Raw genomic sequence first — 19,616 nt, forward strand, 5'->3', positions numbered from 1 at the left:
CCCCGGGGAACCCGTTCCGACCCCGGATCGTTGTCCCGAAGCCCGAGTGTGATCGGCACCCGGGTGGTGCCAGTACAGTGGGCACCACGCCCAGGCTGCTCGTCACGCAGGGCGTTGTCCGGATTGAGAGCTTTGGAGAGTGGGTCTGGTGGGCGTCCGAGGGCCGGCAGGAATGCCGACACTGTCACGCAGGAGCAAGATCGTCATCGGACTAGGCGTTGCCGTGCTGGTCCTCTTGCTCATCGGACCACGACTGATCGGTCTTGCCACCGACTGGCTGTGGTTCCGCGACGTCGGGTATTCGAGCGTGTTCAGCACGGTCATCTGGACCCGCGTCATCCTCTTCCTGATCACGACGCTCGTCGTCAGCGTGATCGTCTTCGCCGCGGTCGCCCTCGCGTACCGGTCACGGCCGGTCTTCGTGCCGACCGCGGGCCCCAACGACCCGCTCGCGCGCTACCGGACCGCCGTCATGACCAAGGTCCGCTGGTTCGCGGTGCTGCCGGCCCTGATCATCGGCGCACTCGCCGGTCTCGTCGCGCAGGGTTCCTGGGCCACGGTCCAGATGTTCCTGCACGGGACCCCGTTCGGTCAGAAGGACCCGCAGTTCAACCTCGACATCGGCTTCTACGCCTTCGACCTGCCGTTCTATCGGTTCGTGCTGAACCTGCTGTTCGTCGTGGTCGTCGTGGCGTTCCTGGCCAACCTGGTCACCCACTACATCTTCGGCGGCATCCGACTCGGTCAGGGCGGGGGATCGGTCACCATGGCCGCCCGCATCCAGCTCGCGGTCCTGGCCGGGACCTTCCTGCTGCTCAAGGCGGCGGCGTACTGGCTCGACCGTTACAACCTGCTGTCGAGTTCGCGGAAGTCCGAGATCTTCCCGGGCGCCAGTTACACCGACATCAACGCGGTGCTGCCGTCCAAGCTCATCCTGATGGCGATCGCGATCATCTGTGCCGTCGCCTTCTTCGCCGCCGTCGTGCTGCGTGACCTTCGTATCCCTGCCCTCGCAACCGTGCTGATGCTGTTCTCGGCACTGCTGATCGGCGTGGGCTGGCCGCTGACCATGGAGCAGTTCTCGGTGAAGCCGAACGCTGCCCAGAAGGAGGCCGAGTACATCCAGCGGGCCATCAACTCCACGCGGGAGGCCTACGGCATCGGGCCGGACAAGGTCATCACGCAGAAGGACTGGACGGCCCAGCCGGCGAACCCCGCGCTCGTCAACAGCGACATCCCGACGCTGTCGAACGTGCGCATCCTCGACCCGAACGTGGTCTCGCCGACGTTCATCCAGCAGCAGCAGCGGCAGAACTTCTACGGCTTCCCGACCCAGCTCGCGGTCGACCGCTACAAGATCGACGGCGAACTCCGCGACTTCGTGGTCGCCGTGCGTGAACTCGACCCGAGTCGGTACCTCGAGAACCAGCAGAACTGGCTGAACAAGCATCTCGTGTACACGCACGGCAACGGCTTCGTCGCCGCGCCGGCGAACCGGGTGAACGAGTCGGTCGACGAGAACGACATCGACGGTGGTGGCGACCCGTTCTACTACGTCAGCGACACCACGAACTACCAGACCGAGGCGTACAAGCGTGACGCCCCGATCAAGGTGACGCAGCCGCGTATCTACTTCGGTGAGCTGCTCGCCAAGATCGATCCCGACTATGCGATCGTCGGTTCCGAGGGCGGCGAACCCCGCGAGCACGACATGGGTGACGCCAAGTACACCTACCAGGGCCCGGCGGGCGTCCCGCTGAGCAACTGGTTCAGCCGACTGCTCTATGCGGGCAAGTACGCGGAGCGCAACTTCCTGCTGTCGGGGGAGATCACCTCGGCGTCGAAGATCATCTACAACCGCGACCCGCGGGACCGCGTCAAGCAGGTCGCGCCGTGGCTGACCGTCGACTCCAAGACCTATCCCGCGGTCATGGAGGACGGCTCGATCAAGTGGATCGTCGACGGGTACACCACCCTCGACAACTTCCCTTACTCGCAGCCGACGTCGCTGCAGAGCGCGACCGCCGACGCCCAGGATCTCAATCCCGGACAGACCGGACGCACGCAGGTCAACAAGACCGTGTCGTATGTCCGCAACTCGGTGAAGGCCACGGTCGACGCCTACACCGGTGACGTCCAGCTGTACGAGGTCGACACCGAGGACCCGGTTCTCAAGACGTGGATGAAGGTCTTCCCGGATTCGGTCGCCTCGCGTGCCGAGTTCGACAAGCAGACCTCACTCCGCGAGCACGTCCGGTACCCGGAGGATCTGTTCAAGATCCAGCGGGCGCTCCTGACGCGCTACCACGTCGACACCCCGGGGACCTTCTTCCAGGCGAACGACTTCTGGTCGGTGCCCTCCGATCCGACGAGCCCCGACGCCGAACAGCGCGGACTCGATCAGCCACCGTACTACTTCGTGGCCTCGGATCCGGAGAGCAAGCAGGCATCGTTCCAGCTCACCTCGGTGCTCACCCGACTCAACCGGCCGATCCTCGGTGCCTACATCACCGTCTCGTCGGACCCGTCGAACTACGGGCAGATCACCGTCAAGGAGCTCCCGAGCAACAGCCAGCGTTCGGGACCGAAGCAGGCCTTCAACCCGATGAAGACCGATGGTCGAGTCGCCGAGTCGCTGAAGTCACTCGAGAACACGGCGAAGGTCACGTTCGGCAACCTGCTGACGCTGCCGGTCGGCGACAACGGAATCCTCTACGTGGTCCCGATGTACGCCCAGGCCCAGGGCGAAGAGGCCTTCCCGCGGCTCTTCCGGGTGATCACCCGCTATGAGCCGAAGGAGCGTGAGGCCCGGATCGGTTACGCACCGACAACGGCCGAGGCGCTGCGCCAGGTCGGGATCACGCCGGCCGCCGGTGTGGTTCCAGGTGAACAGCAGTCCGAGGGCGCGCCGGACCAGTCCGAGCAGCAGGGTGGGACGACCAACCCGCAGCTGCCGACGCCGCCGCAGGGCGGAACGCCTGAACGCGACGCCGCGGTGAAGGCGATCGGGGATGCTCTCGGTGCGCTGCGCGATGCGCAGACCAAGGGCGACTTCGCCGGCTACGGCCAGGCCCTCGATCAGCTGAACAAGGCTGTCGCGCAGTACGAATCACTGCCCGAGCAGAACTAGCCGGACAGAATCCGATCGATGCGCCCCGGTGAGGGGCGCATCGATCGGGAGAAGGAAGCCGAGCGCTGCTGCGCCGGGTATCGCTAGCCGCGATACTTGCGCACGTAGCGCTCTTTCTCGTCCGGGGTGTTGTCCGGCAGAACCGGGCTGTGGTGATACCGGTGGCCGATGGTGTAGAAGATCGAGATCGCGCAACCGAACGCGGCGACCATGACCAGCGCGAAGAGGGCTGCGTGGCCCGTGTTGCCGGCGGCCATGTGGACCAGCCACAACGCCGCGGACAGGAAGCCGCCAAGTGCGAGTACGAAGCCGATGAAACTCATCGGGTGGTTGCCATGGCTCTCATGATGGAAATGGGCGGACATGGTTCCCTCCTCGGTAGTGGGTCAGCCCGGATCGGGTAGCGCCGAGTGTACGCCCGAGAGTGACTCAGCTCACAACGGTCGGCGCTGCTGTTGCCGGACGTGGCGGCGCAGTGACCTCCCCTTTACCCCCATCGGTGACCGCCATCACAGGTATTCGTGCTGGTCACAGGCGGTTGCGGAATCGATTTGCATCGCTGACAAACGCGTGTGTAACGTTGTCTTCACCAACGCGGGGTGGAGCAGCTCGGTAGCTCGCTGGGCTCATAACCCAGAGGTCGCAGGTTCAAATCCTGTCCCCGCTACCAACACAAGAACCCCCGCCCGGGACGCCCGGGCGGGGGTTCTTGCATGTGTGCCCAAGGTTCGTGGCTCGCCGGCCTGGGGAGGGCGGACAACTCGGGTGGTTCCCAGCAGGGGATCACCAGTAGAGCGGGTCGGCTTCCGCCATGGCGTGCACGCCGACCTCGCTGTTGGTCCTCGAACGAAGCTACTGACCAGGCGATTTGACGCTGGCGACCCACGTGCGTAACTTATGTCGAGTCAGCGAGCCACGGCGCCGCCCCGGAGGACCTGAGAGGGTCTGACTGGTGGGGAGTGGAGACCGGGTTTTTCGTTGGCCGCCCCTGATCTTCTGGTTCGAGACTTGGTGTCTCGGGCTGGGTGTGTGGGTTGCTGGACTGTCCTGGTGCGCGGATCTTCGGATTTTGCGGGCGGGGTTTGGGTCTGGTAGGCTGGAAGAGTTGCCCCGGAGACGGGGTGGCGGTGGAAAGTCGGAACGAAGTCTGCTGGTGAAAGCCCTTGTGGGGGTGAGTAGTTGGTGGGTGTGTGTTCTTTGAGAACTCGATAGTGTGATGATGAATTGTCTGATGCCATTTTTTGGCATCGTGCATTCTTTATGGATGTTGATGTTTGTTTTTTGTGTGGCGCTCGGCTTTGTCTGGGTGTCACATGTTTTGCTAGTTTTGGATTGGTCAGGTTTTGCTTTCCTGATTGTGTTGAAACTCTGGCACCTTGTGGGTGTTGGTTTTGTTTCGCTATTTTTTCATGGAGAGTTTGATCCTGGCTCAGGACGAACGCTGGCGGCGTGCTTAACACATGCAAGTCGAACGGAAAGGCCCAGCTTGCTGGGTACTCGAGTGGCGAACGGGTGAGTAACACGTGGGTGATCTGCCCTGAACTTTGGGATAAGCCTGGGAAACTGGGTCTAATACCGGATATGACCTTGGAGTGCATGCTCTGGGGTGGAAAGCTTTTGCGGTTCAGGATGGGCCCGCGGCCTATCAGCTTGTTGGTGGGGTAATGGCCTACCAAGGCGACGACGGGTAGCCGACCTGAGAGGGTGATCGGCCACACTGGGACTGAGACACGGCCCAGACTCCTACGGGAGGCAGCAGTGGGGAATATTGCACAATGGGCGCAAGCCTGATGCAGCGACGCCGCGTGAGGGATGACGGCCTTCGGGTTGTAAACCTCTTTCACCAGGGACGAAGCGCAAGTGACGGTACCTGGAGAAGAAGCACCGGCCAACTACGTGCCAGCAGCCGCGGTAATACGTAGGGTGCGAGCGTTGTCCGGAATTACTGGGCGTAAAGAGCTCGTAGGCGGTTTGTCGCGTCGTCTGTGAAATTCTGCAACTCAATTGTAGGCGTGCAGGCGATACGGGCAGACTTGAGTACTACAGGGGAGACTGGAATTCCTGGTGTAGCGGTGAAATGCGCAGATATCAGGAGGAACACCGGTGGCGAAGGCGGGTCTCTGGGTAGTAACTGACGCTGAGGAGCGAAAGCGTGGGTAGCGAACAGGATTAGATACCCTGGTAGTCCACGCCGTAAACGGTGGGTACTAGGTGTGGGGCTCATTTCACGAGTTCCGTGCCGTAGCTAACGCATTAAGTACCCCGCCTGGGGAGTACGGCCGCAAGGCTAAAACTCAAAGGAATTGACGGGGGCCCGCACAAGCGGCGGAGCATGTGGATTAATTCGATGCAACGCGAAGAACCTTACCTGGGTTTGACATACACCAGACGCATGTAGAGATACATGTTCCCTTGTGGTTGGTGTACAGGTGGTGCATGGCTGTCGTCAGCTCGTGTCGTGAGATGTTGGGTTAAGTCCCGCAACGAGCGCAACCCTTGTCCTGTATTGCCAGCGGGTTATGCCGGGGACTTGCAGGAGACTGCCGGGGTCAACTCGGAGGAAGGTGGGGATGACGTCAAGTCATCATGCCCCTTATGTCCAGGGCTTCACACATGCTACAATGGCTGGTACAGAGGGCTGCGATACCGTGAGGTGGAGCGAATCCCTTAAAGCCAGTCTCAGTTCGGATTGGGGTCTGCAACTCGACCCCATGAAGTCGGAGTCGCTAGTAATCGCAGATCAGCAACGCTGCGGTGAATACGTTCCCGGGCCTTGTACACACCGCCCGTCACGTCATGAAAGTCGGTAACACCCGAAGCCGGTGGCCTAACCCCTTGTGGGAGGGAGCTGTCGAAGGTGGGATCGGCGATTGGGACGAAGTCGTAACAAGGTAGCCGTACCGGAAGGTGCGGCTGGATCACCTCCTTTCTAAGGAGCACACAACATCACCCATTTCTGCCGGCGTATGTCTGTGCGGTGGGTGTGTGTTCGAGGGTGAAACATCAGACAGCCCCTGTTCGATGTTCTGTCACAGGACGGAATGTTGGGGGTACCGCTTTGGCTGTGAGGCCGGTGGGTTCACGTCACACTATCGGGGTTCTGAGAGAACACGCGGCATGCCTTCGGGTGTGTGTCGGGTTGTCTCTGACCTAGCTGTTCGGTCAATCATGCTGGTGAGGTGTCCTGTGATGGGGCGCGGAGGTGTGGGCGGTCAGACGGTGTGTGTTGTTTGAGAAGTGCATAGTGGATGCGAGCATCTTTATTTCAAATCAACGTTGACGTTGGTCTGTGATTTAGCAGAAATTTGTTTGTTTTGTGATGTCTACATTCGATCCTCGTTCTTTTGGGGTGGGGGTGGTTTGTAGGTGTTGTTGTAAGTGTGTAAGGGCGTTCGGTGGATGCCTTGGTACCAGGAGCCGATGAAGGACGTGGTAGGCCGCGATAGTCCTCGGGGAGTTGTCAAACGAGCTGTGATCCGAGGGTGTCCGAATGGGGAAACCCAGCACGAGTGATGTCGTGTTACCCACCTCTGAATGTATAGGGGGTGTGGAGGGAACGTGGGGAAGTGAAACATCTCAGTACCCATAGGAAGAGAAAACAAAAGTGATTCCGTGAGTAGTGGCGAGCGAAAGCGGATGAGGCTAAACCATGCGCATGTGATACCGGGTAGGGGTTGTGTGTGTGGTGTTGTGGGGTTCATCTTCTTCCATCTGCCTGTGGAAGCGTGAGTCAGAAAATCGTGTGTTAGGTGAAGTGGCCTGGAATGGTCTGCCGTAGACGGTGAGAGTCCGGTAGCTGAAAACACATGGTCTTGCGTGATGGGTGCCCAAGTAGCAGCGGGCTCGTGGAATCTGCTGTGAATCTGCCGGGACCACCCGGTAAGCCTGAATACTTCCTGGTGACCGATAGCGGACAAGTACCGTGAGGGAAAGGTGAAAAGTACCCCGGGAGGGGAGTGAAATAGTACCTGAAACCGGACGCTTACAATCCGTCAAAGCCTGTGCCTCTTCGGAGGGTGGGTGATGGCGTGCCTTTTGAAGAATGAGCCTGCGAGTTAGTGCTCGGTGGCGAGGTTAACCCGTGTGGGGTAGCCGTAGCGAAAGCGAGTCTGAATAGGGCGTTTGAGTCGCCGGGTCTAGACCCGAAGCGGAGTGATCTACCCATGGCCAGGGTGAAGCGACGGTAAGACGTCGTGGAGGCCCGAACCCACTTCAGTTGAAAATGGAGGGGATGAGTTGTGGGTAGGGGTGAAAGGCCAATCAAACTCCGTGATAGCTGGTTCTCCCCGAAATGCATTTAGGTGCAGCGTCACATGTTTCTTACCGGAGGTAGAGCTACTGGATGGCCGATGGGCCCCACAGGGTTACTGACGTCAGCCAAACTCCGAATGCCGGTAAGTGAGAGTGTGGCAGTGAGACTGCGGGCGATAAGGTTCGTAGTCGAGAGGGAAACAGCCCAGATCGCCGGCTAAGGCCCCTAAGCGTGTACTAAGTGGAAAAGGATGTGGGGTCGCGAAGACAACCAGGAGGTTGGCTTAGAAGCAGCCACCCTTGAAAGAGTGCGTAATAGCTCACTGGTCAAGTGATCCTGCGCCGACAATGTAGCGGGGCTCAAGTACACCGCCGAAGCCGCGGCACTCACACGTTAGCCCGTTCATCGTTTACGGATGGTGAACCAGGTGTGTGGGTGGGTAGGGGAGCGTCCTGCATCCGTGGAAGCCACAGAGTGATCTAGTGGTGGAGGGTGTGGGAGTGAGAATGCAGGCATGAGTAGCGAAAGAAGAGTGAGAAACTCTTCCGCCGAATGACCAAGGGTTCCTGGGCCAGGCTAATCCGCCCAGGGTGAGTCGGGACCTAAGGCGAGGCCGACAGGCGTAGTCGATGGACAACGGGTTGATATTCCCGTACCCGTGTATCCGCGCCCATGCTGAATCAGTTGTACTAACCATCCAGATCCCCCAGGAGCACCTTCGGGTGCCGGGTGGGGTGATGCATGGGACCTTGGCTGGTAGTAGGCAAGCGATGGGGTGACGCAGGAAGGTAGTGGGGCCAGTCAGTGGTTGTACTGGTGTAAGCCTGTAGGGCGTGTTCTAGGCAAATCCGGAACACATATAGCCTGAGAGGTGATGCGTAGCCGTTGCGGCGAATTCCATGATCCTATGCTGCCGAGAAAAGCCTCTAGTGAGTTGGTACACGGCCCGTACCCCAAACCAACACAGGTGGTCAGGTAGAGAATACTAAGGCGATCGAGAGAACTGTGGTTAAGGAACTCGGCAAAATGCCCCCGTAACTTCGGGAGAAGGGGGACCCAGACCGGTGACGGGATTTACTCTCTGAGCGGGTGTGGGTCGCAGAGACCAGAGAGAAGCGACTGTTTACTAAAAACACAGGTCCGTGCGAAGTCGTAAGACGATGTATACGGACTGACGCCTGCCCGGTGCTGGAAGGTTAAGAGGACCGGTTAGTCACCTTTGGGTGGCGAAGCTGAGAATTTAAGCCCCAGTAAACGGCGGTGGTAACTATAACCATCCTAAGGTAGCGAAATTCCTTGTCGGGTAAGTTCCGACCTGCACGAATGGCGTAACGACTTCTCTGCTGTCTCAACCACAGACTCGGCGAAATTGCAGTACGAGTAAAGATGCTCGTTACGCGCGGCAGGACGAAAAGACCCCGGGACCTTCACTATAGCTTGGTATTGGTGTTCGGTTCGGTTTGTGTAGGATAGGTGGGAGACTGTGAAGTGGGCACGCCAGTGTTCATGGAGTCGTTGTTGAAATACCACTCTGATCGTATTGGACTTCTAACCTCGGACCCTGATCGGGTTCAGGGACAGTGCCTGGTGGGTAGTTTAACTGGGGCGGTTGCCTCCTAAAGAGTAACGGAGGCGCCCAAAGGTTCCCTCAGCCTGGTTGGCAATCAGGTGTTGAGTGTAAGTGCACAAGGGAGCTTGACTGTGAGACGTACATGTCGAGCAGGGACGAAAGTCGGGACTAGTGATCCGGCACCGGCAAGTGGAAGCGGTGTCGCTCAACGGATAAAAGGTACCCCGGGGATAACAGGCTGATCTTCCCCAAGAGTCCATATCGACGGGATGGTTTGGCACCTCGATGTCGGCTCGTCGCATCCTGGGGCTGGAGTAGGTCCCAAGGGTTGGGCTGTTCGCCCATTAAAGCGGCACGCGAGCTGGGTTTAGAACGTCGTGAGACAGTTCGGTCTCTATCCGCCGCGCGCGTAAGAAACTTGAGGAAACCTGTCCCTAGTACGAGAGGACCGGGACGGACGAACCTCTGGTGTGCCAGTTGTCCCGCCAGGGGCACTGCTGGTTAGCTACGTTCGGAAGGGATAACCGCTGAAAGCATCTAAGCGGGAAGCCTGTTCCAAGATGAGGTTTCTCACCCTCTTAGCAGGGTTAAGGCCCCCTACAGACCATGGGGTTGATAGGCCAGAACTGTACGCACAGCAATGTGTTCAGGTGACTGGTACTAATCGGCCGAGGACTTACCAACAACACCCACAACATCACCAAACAACAGGTTTTGGTGTGTTCGCATCCACTATGCATCTTCTGAGACAACACACAACAAACAAACAAACCGTTGTGGATTGTTTCATAAAGTTACGGCGGCCATAGCGGAGGGGAAACGCCCGGCCCCATTCCGAACCCGGAAGCTAAGCCCTCCAGCGCCAATGGTACTGCACCTTAATCAGTGTGGGAGAGTAGGACACCGCCGAACACAACATCCCATTGTGGCCCTACACGAGTAATCGTGTAGGGCCACAATGCATTTCCGGGGCTTTCGCTGATAGAGGAAACCCACCGGTTTTCCGTACTTCCACCCCCTGACCGGGTGGTGGATCTACGGAAAAAGGGTGGGTGTGCGGTCGGCTCGGGCCACAGACATGAGAATGCCCCGCGATCTCCTCGTCACGGGGCATTACTCGTCTTCAGGTACTCAGCTGAGGTGATGCACTTCGGCCAGTCCGTAGACCGGAGTGTCGAGACCCTCGTACCGAGCCTTCAGCTGGAGTGCCAGGTAGAGGGAGTAGTGCCGGGACTGATGCAGGTTGCCGCCGTGGAACCAGAGGCCAGGCTGCTGCGTCGGCTTCCACATGTTGCGCTGCTCGCCCTCCCACGGGCCGGGATCCTTCGTGGTGTCCGATCCCAGTCCCCATACCTTGCCGACGCGGTCGGCGACGTCCTGTCCCATCAGGTCAGCGGCCCAGCCGTTCATCGATCCGAACCCCGTTGCGTAGACCACGACATCGGCCTCGAGCTCGGTGCCGTCGGCGAGCACGACGGAGTTCTCGGTGAGGTGATCGAGCTGTCCCTGAACCAGCTTGATGGTCCCGTTGGCGATGAGCTCGCTGGCGCCGACGTCGATGTAGTAACCCGAGCCGCGTCGTAGGTACTTCATGAACAGGCCCGAGTCGTCGTCACCGAAGTCGAGTCTGAAGCCGGCCGCCTCGAGACGGTCGTAGAACTCCTTGTCCTGCTCGCGGATCTGGTTGTAGACCGGCACCTGGAACGCGTGCATGATCCGGTAGGGCAGCGACGCGAAGGTCAGGTCGGCCTTCTTGGTGGTCATGCCGGAGGCGACGGCCTCCTCGCTGTACAGGCCGCCGAGGGCGATCGACCGCAGCGAATCGGACTTCACGATATGCGTCGACGAGCGCTGCACCATCGTGGCGTCGACGCCGTTGTCGACGAGGGCTTTGCAGATGTCGTGAGCCGAGTTGTTCGACCCGATCACGACGACCTTCTTGCCGGCGTAGGCGTCGGGACCCGGGTGCCGGCTGGAGTGATGCTGCTCGCCGGCGAAGATGTCCTGACCCGGCACCGTGGGGATCGAGGGCTTACCGGACATGCCCGTCGCGAGTACGAGCTGCGTCGGGTGGAGCGTGAGGCGTTCGCCGTCGCGATCGAGTTCGACCGTCCAGCGTTCCTGGTCCTCGTCGTAGTTCGCCGACAGGCAGGTGGTCTTGCTCCAGTAGGGCACCTCCATGACCTTGGTGTAGAACTCGAGCCAGTCGCCGATCTTGTCCTTGGGTGCGAACACCGGCCAGTTCTCGGGGAAGGGGAGATAAGGGAGGTGGTCGTACCAGACCGGGTCGTGCAGGCAGAGGGACTTGTAACGCTTACGCCACTGGTCGCCGGGCCGGTCGTGACGGTCCACGACGACCGACGGCACCCCGAGCTGTCGAAGGCGTGCCCCGAGCGCGATGCCGCCCTGTCCGCCGCCGATCACGAGGACATAGGGCTGGGCAGTCCGCCCGAGCTCGCGCTCCTCGTCGGCCTTCTTCTCCGCCCACGATCGGGTGTCCGGATCGGAACCGTGCACGGCACCGAGCACGCGGGTCGGACCGCGGCTCTCCTCGTAACCCTTCAACTCCTGCATGGTCGTGAGGAGCGTCCAGGCGCGGTCGACGCCGTCGGCGTCCGGACGGATGCGTACATGGCCCTCGCAGCGTCCGACGGCCGTCTCGAACGAGAGGAAGGCCGACGCCACGCCGTCACCGTCATCGGTGGCGTCCTCGGTCGTCGCGAAGCCCGCCGGCCGGGTGTCGGCCAGGCGTGCGGTCAGCATGTCGCTGATCTGCTCGTGGCCCTCGACCGTCTTGATGTTCCAGGTGAATGCCGTGAGATCGCGCCAGTAGCTGTCGGTGAGGAACGCACTCGTCGCACGCCCGACATCCAGCGCGGCCAGCGCAGCTTCGAACTCCTGCAGCCACGCGTCGACACGCTGCTGTGGGGTGCGGCCGGTGCTGACAACCGGCTCCATCGTCTGGGTCATCGTCTCTCCTCAAACAGTTCGGGGTGGCGCCGATAGTGACGCGGGCCACAATCTTGCTGAGGACAGCAGACGCCTCGGGTGCCCGCGCCGGCAAGGGTTGCAGTCCGTTGCGACCCGTCCCCTCGTTGCATCGCTTCTGTGATGTGACGCACAATCTTGGTAATGACGATTTCCGACCACGTCTCCGATCTGGAGCCTGCCGTACAGGCCGGCGACGATCCGCGGGAGTTCGCCCACGTCCTCAGCGCCGTCCACGACGCCGCTATGTCGGGTGGGCGGATGCCGGCACGTCCGCGGGCCGTCATCGACGACTCGTGGCAGCGGCTTCGCAGGGCAGGCCTCTCTCCGGACGCCGACACCGCGGTCGAGCGGGGCCTGGACTTCGAAGAACTCGAGGAGCGGCGACGCCAGTCGGGACTGATCGAGGTCGTCGATGAACTCGCACGCAATCTGGACTCGTTGATCGCGGACGGGGACAACATCCTGGTCATCGCCGATGCACGAGGTCACGTGCTGTGGCGCAGCGGGTCGTCGAGGGTGCTCAGTCGTGCCGATCAGCTGGGGTTCATCGAGGGCGCCGACTGGGCAGAGGGTTCGGTGGGCACGAATGCGATCGGCACCGCACTGATGTCCGGCAAGTCCATCCAGGTGTTCTCCGCCGAGCACTTCGTCCGCAGCCACCACTCCTGGACGTGCACCGGAGCTCCGATCAAGGACCCGCGGACCGGAGACGTGCTCGGCGTCGTCGACGTCAGCGGTCCGGCGGCAACGATCCACCCGACCACCCTGGCGCTCGTACATGCCGTCGCGCGGTTGGCCGAGTCGCAGCTGCGGGAACAGCATCACCGACGGCTCGATTGCCTCCGGGCGGTCGCAGCGCCGATTCTCGCCCGCTCGCCGGGGCCGGCGTTGGCCGTCGACGTGGACGGCTGGGTGGCGGCTGTCGATGCGGTGTCCCCACGATCGCGGCTGTTGTTGCCGCGCGGTGTCGGACCTGGCCGGTCCTTCTTCGGTGCACTCGGCGAATGCGATGTGGAAGCGTTACCGGGCGGCTGGCTCGTGCGCGTCGCCGATGCCGCGGATGCGTCGACGACGCGGGTCTCGATGCGAACGGTTGTCGCCGCTTCCGGAGGTGAGTGTGTCGAGGTCTCGGTCGAGGGAGCCAGTGGCGGCTGGACCCATCGGTGTTCGCCCCGGCACGGTGAGATACTCACCTTTCTCGCGCGGCACCGTAGCGGGGTGACCGCTGCGCAGATGTCGGCGCACCTCTTCGGCGTCGACGATCGGACGGTGACCGTCCGCGCCGAGATGTCCCGGCTGCGCAAGCGTTTCGGCGGTCTGCTGATGGCGGGACCGTACCGCTTCGCAGACGGCGTCGAGGTGCGCCTGGCCGGCTGAGAACTGCCCTGCAAACCGCTCCTGAGATCAACACACCTGGAGCGTCACCGCGGACATGTCGTCGTCGACAGCCCTGCTGAGGGTGCGTTTGAGGGGCGGATTCCAGTGGCTCCCGGTCAGTCGTACTCGGCCAGGACGAGTCCCCGGTCGTAGGCGTACACGATCGCCGCGGCGCGGTCCCGCAGGTCGAGCTTGGTGAAGATGTGGTTCACGTGAGTCTTCACTGTCACCTGCGAAATGCCCAGTGCCGAACCGATTTCGCCGTTCGTCAGGCCGCGGGCGATCAGACGCAGGACGTCGGTCTCGCGGTCGGTCAGATCCGGTGCGATCGAGGTCTGCTCACGCCCGGCGCGTCGGAAACCGTTCAGGACACGTTCGGTGACGGCGGGATCAAGGAAGGCGCCGTCGCGGACCACAGCCCGGACCGCCCAGATCAGGGCCTCTGCCGACGAGTCCTTCAGGATGAAACCCGCGGCGCCGGCACGCAGTGCGCCGGACAGCAAATCGTCGTCGTCGAAGGTGGTCAGTACCAGCACCGGCGGGGGTTCGCGGAGTGTCCGCAACATCGTCGTGGCGGTGATGCCGTCGATGTTCCGCATGCGCAGATCCATCACCACGATGTCCGGTCGGTGTTCGGCTACCGCCGCGAGAACCTCTGAGCCGTCGGCACATTCGCCGACGATGTCGAAACCGTCCCGAGGGCGGAGTATGCGTCGGAGTCCGGTGCGGACCAGTTCCTGGTCGTCGACCAGGAGGACTCGGATCGGGTCGGTGCCGATGTCGGTGGGACCGGTGGAGGTCATACGCCGATCCCGTCGGTCATGACCCGGGCCGGGAGCGTGGCCCGTACGGTCCAGGTCCCGTTGTCGTGGCAGGTCTCGAAGGTGCCGCCGAGCAAGGCGGCCCGTTGCGTCATGCCGTCGATCCGGGCGCCGTCGCGATCTCTCGCCCGTCCGCCGAAGTGTGGGTTCTCGATGGTGATCTCGACCGAGTCGCCCACAGTGACGCTCACCGTGGCCCGGTTGGCAGTCGAGTGTTTGACGACGTTGGCGAGGGACTCCTGCGTGATCCGGTACAGGGCAGCGGAGACCGGATCAGGGAGCGCGGCGAGGTCGCCGTCCACGCGGTGGGAGACGTGGATGCCCGCCTTCCGGTAGTCGTCGATCAGCGCGGCGAGATCGCGATCGCTGGGCGGAGTCGTGGGCGGCTGTGTCTCGTTCGCGCCGAGCACGTGCACGATGTTCCGGATCTCGGACATGGCCTGCCGGCCCTGGCGTTCGGCGTCGGTCAGGGCGTCGATCGCATCGTCGACGTCGCGGTCCTGTTCCAGTGCGCGCCGCGCGCCGGTGACGTTCAGCATGGTGATCGACAACGAGTGCGCGATGACGTCGTGGATCTCCCGGGCGATGCGGCGTCGTTCGTCGCTGGCGGCGCGATCGGCACGCTCACGCAGGACCCGGGCGCGGTTGTCGGATAGACGTTTCTGGATCAGGACCATGTATCCGATCAGCCAACCGCAGGCGACGCCGAGCGCGTACAACGCGGGGGACTCGAGGCCACCGAAAATTCCGAACGCCACGACCAACGCGACGCACACGACCGCGACGCGGATTCCGGTGCGCAGTGAGTACATCGCGGCACCGATGGCCGCCGTGAGGGTCAACTGCAGGGGCGCGGCATCGTTGGGTACCGGGGCCATCAGGAAACACAGAGTGCTCGCCAGCACGGTGAAGCAGACGTACGTCGACGGTGGCACGCTGAGATCGAGGACGAGTGTCAGGCATGCGAGCACGAGTCCCGCGATCACCCAGCCGAGATGATCGAACGGGTATCGCTGCGCCACCGCGACCGCCGTGACGACCACGCTCGCCGACAGGATCACCGCGGGGTACAGCGGGGGATAGTCTCCGCCGGCGCGTTCGACCCGACGCCGCAGTTCGGCTCCGAGGTCTGCTGTGAAGCTCGTCACCGTTCCAGAAAAGGTCCGCAGCCCGCGCCCGCTTCCTCCCACCGATGGATTCCGACCTCCACCCACGGGTGGATGTCAGTTCATCCCACAGCATGGCGATTCGGGGTCTTCGCCTCCATAGCGTTGTGAGCAGCACGTTTACATCACTGGCGAGAGGACGAGACGATGATGCTGCTCCCCGGACCCAACGGCCCGCAATGGGTCGCGTCACCCGCTGTTCCGGAACTACACGGACTGTCCGCGGGACGCCCGGTGGTCGTCGGCGTCTCCGGAAGCGAGGCGTCGCGTCGGGCCATCAAGACCGCCGTGCGCGCGACCGGAGGGACGTCCGACGTGATTCTGGTCTGCGCGACACGACGCAGCCGGCGAGACGAGGCCCCGACCGGACTTCACGATGCACTCAAGGACGAGTCCTACCTGCTGAGCGGGCAGGCCACGGTCGCCGAGCAGCTGCGGACCGCGCGTGAACTCGCGATCTGGCTCGGCGCGCGATCGGTGGTGACGGCCACCGACCTCGGCGACCCGGTCGCGGTGATGCAGCGGGCTGTCGAGCGCTTCGGCGCCGGGGCGGTCGTGCTCGGTACCTCCGGTCGTCGGCCCGGGTGGACGGCGAGGTCCCTCGCCCGGCACCTCGATGCCGAGGTGGATCTCGTCGTCACCGATGGGACACGGCATCACCGTCGCCGGTTCACGACCCGGGAGGCATCGCTCCGCACCCTCCGCTGGACACCGGAATGGACCGTTCCGCAACGCGGCCTTGCCTCCCGCTGAACGCTTGGGAGTATGTGCACATGCGCATCACCGATGAGGCACGTCTCAGGGAGATCGTCGGGCATCCGATCCTGGTGGTGGAGACCGCAAGATCCTGTGCTGATTCCCTTCGACACGCTCCTCCGCAAGTTCGACCGCGTCGAGCAGCGCGGTGATGATCTCGTCCGCGGGCTCGAGCGGCAGCGTGTGATGAGTTCCGCTGGGCAGCATCACGGTCCGCGCATCGGGTAAGTACTGCCGAACCCGAGCAGAGACGCGGGCCGAGTCATGTGCCCTGCTGTGTGGTGCGAACACCGCGGTGACGTTCTTGCCGCCGGCCAACCTCGAGAGCGCTTCTGATGAAGGGCGTTTGGGGACGATTGTCCGGCCGGTGGGGAAGCGTGCTCCGGCCCAGTACATCTCGATCCACGTGCGGTCGAGGGTGGCGTCGCGGGTCTCCCACGACAGGAATCGGCGCTGCCGCTCCGGGTTCGGGGCGAGGAGCGTCGGCAACGCGTGGGTGAGGTAGCCCAACCGCAGGCCCGCGAAGCACGTAGTCGGGTCGAGGAGGACGAGTCGCCGCACCCGCTCGTGGTTGATGCCGGTCGCGTAGGCCAGGGCGATCATCGCGCCGTATGAATGGCCGACCAGGTCAACGGTTTCGAGTCCGAGGTCGTCGAACACCGCATCCAGCCAGGCCATCAGTTCGTCGGCGGTGCGCGGCCGGCCGGGTCCTGGGCGAGAGCGGCCGGCGTCGCCGATGATGTCGACCGCATGAACCCGGCGCCTCTCCGCGAGACGTCCGGCCACGTTCACGTACGACGCGGACGTGCCGCCGCCGCCCGGGAGCAGGACGATCGGCGCCTCCGGTGCGGTGCCGTAGCTGTTGACGCGAGTCACTCCGTAACCGGTCTCGATGTCGATCGGGCGAGCGCCTCCGCGGGCGATGAGTGCGTCGTAGGCGGCGAAGAACCCAGCGCCGTCGGGGGAGTCGGCGAATTCCTGCAGTGACGGTCGTGCCATGCATGCCTCCGATGACCATGTATCTCGATTATCGAGAGATTAGATCATCGAGCGAATGTCGTAAAGTGATTGCGTGGCATACGACGACCTGGTCCACCGCCTGCGGTCCCTGACCGTCGAGCTGGAGTTGCTCGGGTCCGAGTTTGCGGCGCGAAACGTCCTGCACGCCACCGATGTGCGTGCCCTCATCGCCCTGCTCGACCGCTCGAGGGCCGAGGAGGTCGCGACCCCAGGCTGGCTCGCCGGTCACCTCGGGCTCAACTCCGCGTCGACGACCGCGTTGATCGATCGGCTGGAGGGCCGCGGTCTCGTCTCGCGAGCACGCGACGAATCCGACCGTCGACGGGTCACGCTGCACGTCACCGAGCAGGCCCGGGAGATGGGGTGGGCGTTTTTCGGGCCGCTCATCGACCGAGTTCGTGCCGTCGCCGACGGCTTCTCGGCGGCTGACCTCGACACCGTCAGGTCCTTCCTCGACCAGGTCACCGACGCGGTGGGGGAGTTGCGGCAGATCTGATCGAGCACCGCGGGCAACCGTTCGTCGCGTCCGGGCTACCGGTCGGCGCAGGTCACGAGAACTGATTCGGTGTCGGGCGTCACACCGATACGCTCTAGGGGCGGCGTGACACGTGTGGGTGTCCTGCCATGCGCGTGAGGACGAAAGGATGGCCATGGGCCGGTACAGCGAGGCATTCACCCAGGCGGTCAGCGACCGCGAAGGCTTCTGGCTCGAGGCCGCCAAAGCCGTCGACTGGACCACCGAGCCCGCACTCGCTCTCGACGACTCCGCCGCGCCGTTCTACCGCTGGTTTCCCGGCGCGGAGCTGAACACCTCGTACAACGCCCTCGACCGCCACGTCGCAGCCGGTCAGGGGGACCGCACCGCACTCATCTGGGACTCGGCGATGGTCGGCGAGGTCCGCCGCTACACCTACGCCGAACTGCTCGACGAGGTGTCGCGTTTCGCGGGCGTGCTCGCCGCCCGTGGCATCACCGCCGGCGACCGCGTCGTCATCTACATGCCGATGATCCCGGAGGCCGCGATCGCGATGCTGGCCTGCGCGCGGATCGGTGCCGTCCACTCGGTGGTCTTCGGCGGCTTCGCCGCACCCGAGCTCGCCACCCGCATCGACGACGCCGAACCGGTCGCGATCGTCACGGCATCCGGTGGACTGGAGCCCGGCCGTGCGGTCGAGTACCTGCCGATGGTCGCGAAGGCGATCGAGCTGTCGGCCAACGCGCCGCAGACTGTCATCGTCAAGGACCGTCCCGAGATCGCCGGTTCCGCTGCCGATCACGACGGGTGGCTGGACTGGGACACGGCGATGGCCGACGCCCAGGCCGCCGATCCGGTACCGGTTGCCGCGACCGATCCGCTCTACATCCTCTACACCTCCGGCACCACCGGAAAGCCCAAGGGTGTGGTCCGCGACAACGGAGGCCACGCCGTCGCGCTGACCTGGTCGATGAAGAACATCTACGACATCTCCGCGGGCGACGTCTGGTGGACGGCCTCCGACGTCGGCTGGGTCGTCGGCCACTCCTACATCGTCTATGCGCCGCTGCTCGTCGGTGCGACGACCGTGATGTACGAGGGCAAGCCGGTCGGAACCCCGGACGCAGGCGCCTTCTGGCGGGTCATCTCCGACCACGGCGTCAAGGCGCTCTTCACCGCACCGACCGCGATCCGCGCCGTCCGCAAAGCCGACCCGAACGCCGAAGAGCTGGCGAAGTACGACGTGTCGTCCCTGCAGACGTTGTTCGCCGCAGGCGAGCGACTCGACCCCGACACCTTCACCTGGGCGTCGAACACCCTCGGCGTCCCGGTCGTCGACCACTGGTGGCAGACCGAGACCGGCTGGGCGATCGCGGCGAATCTCCGTGGCCTGGAACCGATGCCGATCAAGGCGGGTTCGCCCACCGTGCCGGTACCGGGTTATGCCGTGGGCGTCGTCGATGCCGAGGGCAAGCCGGTGTCGGCCGGGGAAGAGGGCAGCATCGTCATCGAGTTGCCGCTGCCGCCGGGGACGCTCGCCGGTCTGTGGCGCGACGAGGACCGCTACCGCAAGTCCTACCTGGCCGCCTTCGACGGTTACTACCTCACCGGCGACTCCGGTTACGTCGACGAAGACGGCTACGTGTTCGTCCTCGGCCGCTCCGACGACGTGATCAACGTTGCCGGACACCGCCTTTCGACCGGAAGCATCGAAGCTGTGGTGGCGTCGCATCCGGCCGTCGCCGAATGCGCGGTCATCGGCATCCACGACGACCTCAAGGGGCAGCGCCCCAGTGGTTACGTGGTGCTCAAGTCGGGAGTCGACATCGACGCCGACACGCTGCGCAGTGAACTCGTGGCCAAGGTGCGTGAGGAGATCGGCGCGGTCGCAACCTTCCGCGACGTGACCGTGGTGCCGGCCTTGCCGAAGACGCGGTCGGGCAAGATCCTGCGCAAGACGATGCGCCAGATAGCCGATCACGAGGAGTACACGGTTCCGTCGACCATCGAGGACCCGGACGTGCTGACCGCGCTCGCCGAACAGCTGAAGGGCTGAGA

General features: G+C 63.3%; 10 protein-coding genes, 1 tRNA gene and 3 rRNA genes. 9 read left to right on the forward strand and 5 right to left on the reverse strand.

From position 1 onward, the window contains the following. The first annotated feature begins 139 nt into the window (after window positions 1–139). On the forward strand, window positions 140–3,130 hold the full coding sequence (locus C5O27_RS10050; protein WP_035755158.1) for a UPF0182 family protein: 2,991 nt from the start codon (window positions 140–142) through the stop codon (window positions 3,128–3,130). 83 nt (window positions 3,131–3,213) lie between these two features. On the opposite strand, the gene C5O27_RS10055 is transcribed toward C5O27_RS10050, so the two are convergent. Beyond that, a complete protein-coding gene (locus C5O27_RS10055; RefSeq protein WP_127962621.1) occupies window positions 3,214–3,495 on the reverse strand; it encodes a hypothetical protein in 282 nt (93 codons plus the stop codon). 228 nt (window positions 3,496–3,723) lie between these two features. Between C5O27_RS10055 and C5O27_RS10060 the strand changes: the two genes are divergently transcribed. From C5O27_RS10060 to rrf, 4 genes are all read left to right on the forward strand, one after another. After that, window positions 3,724–3,800: transfer RNA gene (locus C5O27_RS10060), tRNA-Met, on the forward strand. A 736-nt stretch (window positions 3,801–4,536) separates the two neighbouring features. Further along, window positions 4,537–6,059, forward strand: a 16S ribosomal RNA gene (locus C5O27_RS10065). A gap of 443 nt (window positions 6,060–6,502) precedes the next feature. After that, window positions 6,503–9,636 (forward strand): 23S ribosomal RNA (locus C5O27_RS10070). Between the two features lie 111 nt (window positions 9,637–9,747). After that, window positions 9,748–9,864 (forward strand): 5S ribosomal RNA (gene rrf, locus C5O27_RS10075). The 16S, 23S and 5S rRNA genes sit together here, the layout of an rRNA operon. 219 nt (window positions 9,865–10,083) lie before the next feature. On the opposite strand, the gene C5O27_RS10080 is transcribed toward rrf, so the two are convergent. After that, window positions 10,084–11,922: a flavin-containing monooxygenase gene (locus C5O27_RS10080; RefSeq protein ID WP_006357491.1), complete on the reverse strand. Its 1,839-nt coding sequence runs from the start codon at window positions 11,920–11,922 to the stop codon at window positions 10,084–10,086. Between the two features lie 162 nt (window positions 11,923–12,084). On the opposite strand from C5O27_RS10080, the gene C5O27_RS10085 reads away from it, so the two are divergent. Then, window positions 12,085–13,320 carry a helix-turn-helix domain-containing protein gene (locus C5O27_RS10085; RefSeq protein WP_006357492.1) on the forward strand — a complete coding sequence of 412 codons (1,236 nt, stop codon included), beginning with the start codon at window positions 12,085–12,087 and terminating at the stop codon, window positions 13,318–13,320. Window positions 13,321–13,436: 116 nt separating this feature from the next. On the opposite strand, the gene C5O27_RS10090 is transcribed toward C5O27_RS10085, so the two are convergent. Continuing rightward, entirely contained in the window at window positions 13,437–14,123 is a 687-nt protein-coding gene (locus C5O27_RS10090) for a response regulator (RefSeq protein ID WP_006357493.1), read from the reverse strand. Beyond that, a complete protein-coding gene (locus tag C5O27_RS10095; RefSeq protein ID WP_127962622.1) occupies window positions 14,120–15,289 on the reverse strand; it encodes a sensor histidine kinase in 1,170 nt (389 codons plus the stop codon). Before C5O27_RS10095 ends, C5O27_RS10090 begins: the two co-directional genes overlap by 4 nt. A gap of 165 nt (window positions 15,290–15,454) precedes the next feature. Between C5O27_RS10095 and C5O27_RS10100 the strand changes: the two genes are divergently transcribed. Continuing rightward, a complete protein-coding gene (locus tag C5O27_RS10100; RefSeq protein WP_127962623.1) occupies window positions 15,455–16,060 on the forward strand; it encodes a universal stress protein in 606 nt (201 codons plus the stop codon). 45 nt (window positions 16,061–16,105) lie between these two features. Here C5O27_RS10100 and C5O27_RS10105 read toward each other — a convergent pair whose 3' ends face one another. Continuing rightward, window positions 16,106–17,062 carry an alpha/beta fold hydrolase gene (locus C5O27_RS10105; protein WP_127962624.1) on the reverse strand — a complete coding sequence of 319 codons (957 nt, stop codon included), beginning with the start codon at window positions 17,060–17,062 and terminating at the stop codon, window positions 16,106–16,108. A gap of 73 nt (window positions 17,063–17,135) precedes the next feature. Here C5O27_RS10105 and C5O27_RS10110 point away from each other — a divergent pair, with 73 nt between their 5' ends. Continuing rightward, window positions 17,136–17,579 carry a MarR family winged helix-turn-helix transcriptional regulator gene (locus tag C5O27_RS10110; protein WP_035750982.1) on the forward strand — a complete coding sequence of 148 codons (444 nt, stop codon included), beginning with the start codon at window positions 17,136–17,138 and terminating at the stop codon, window positions 17,577–17,579. A gap of 154 nt (window positions 17,580–17,733) precedes the next feature. Then, a complete protein-coding gene (locus C5O27_RS10115) occupies window positions 17,734–19,614 on the forward strand; it encodes a propionyl-CoA synthetase (protein ID WP_244216640.1) in 1,881 nt (626 codons plus the stop codon). The last annotated feature ends 2 nt before the right edge of the window (window positions 19,615–19,616 follow it).

This window comes from Gordonia alkanivorans, from assembly GCF_004011905.1.
In the GTDB taxonomy this organism is placed as follows: domain Bacteria; phylum Actinomycetota; class Actinomycetes; order Mycobacteriales; family Mycobacteriaceae; genus Gordonia; species Gordonia alkanivorans.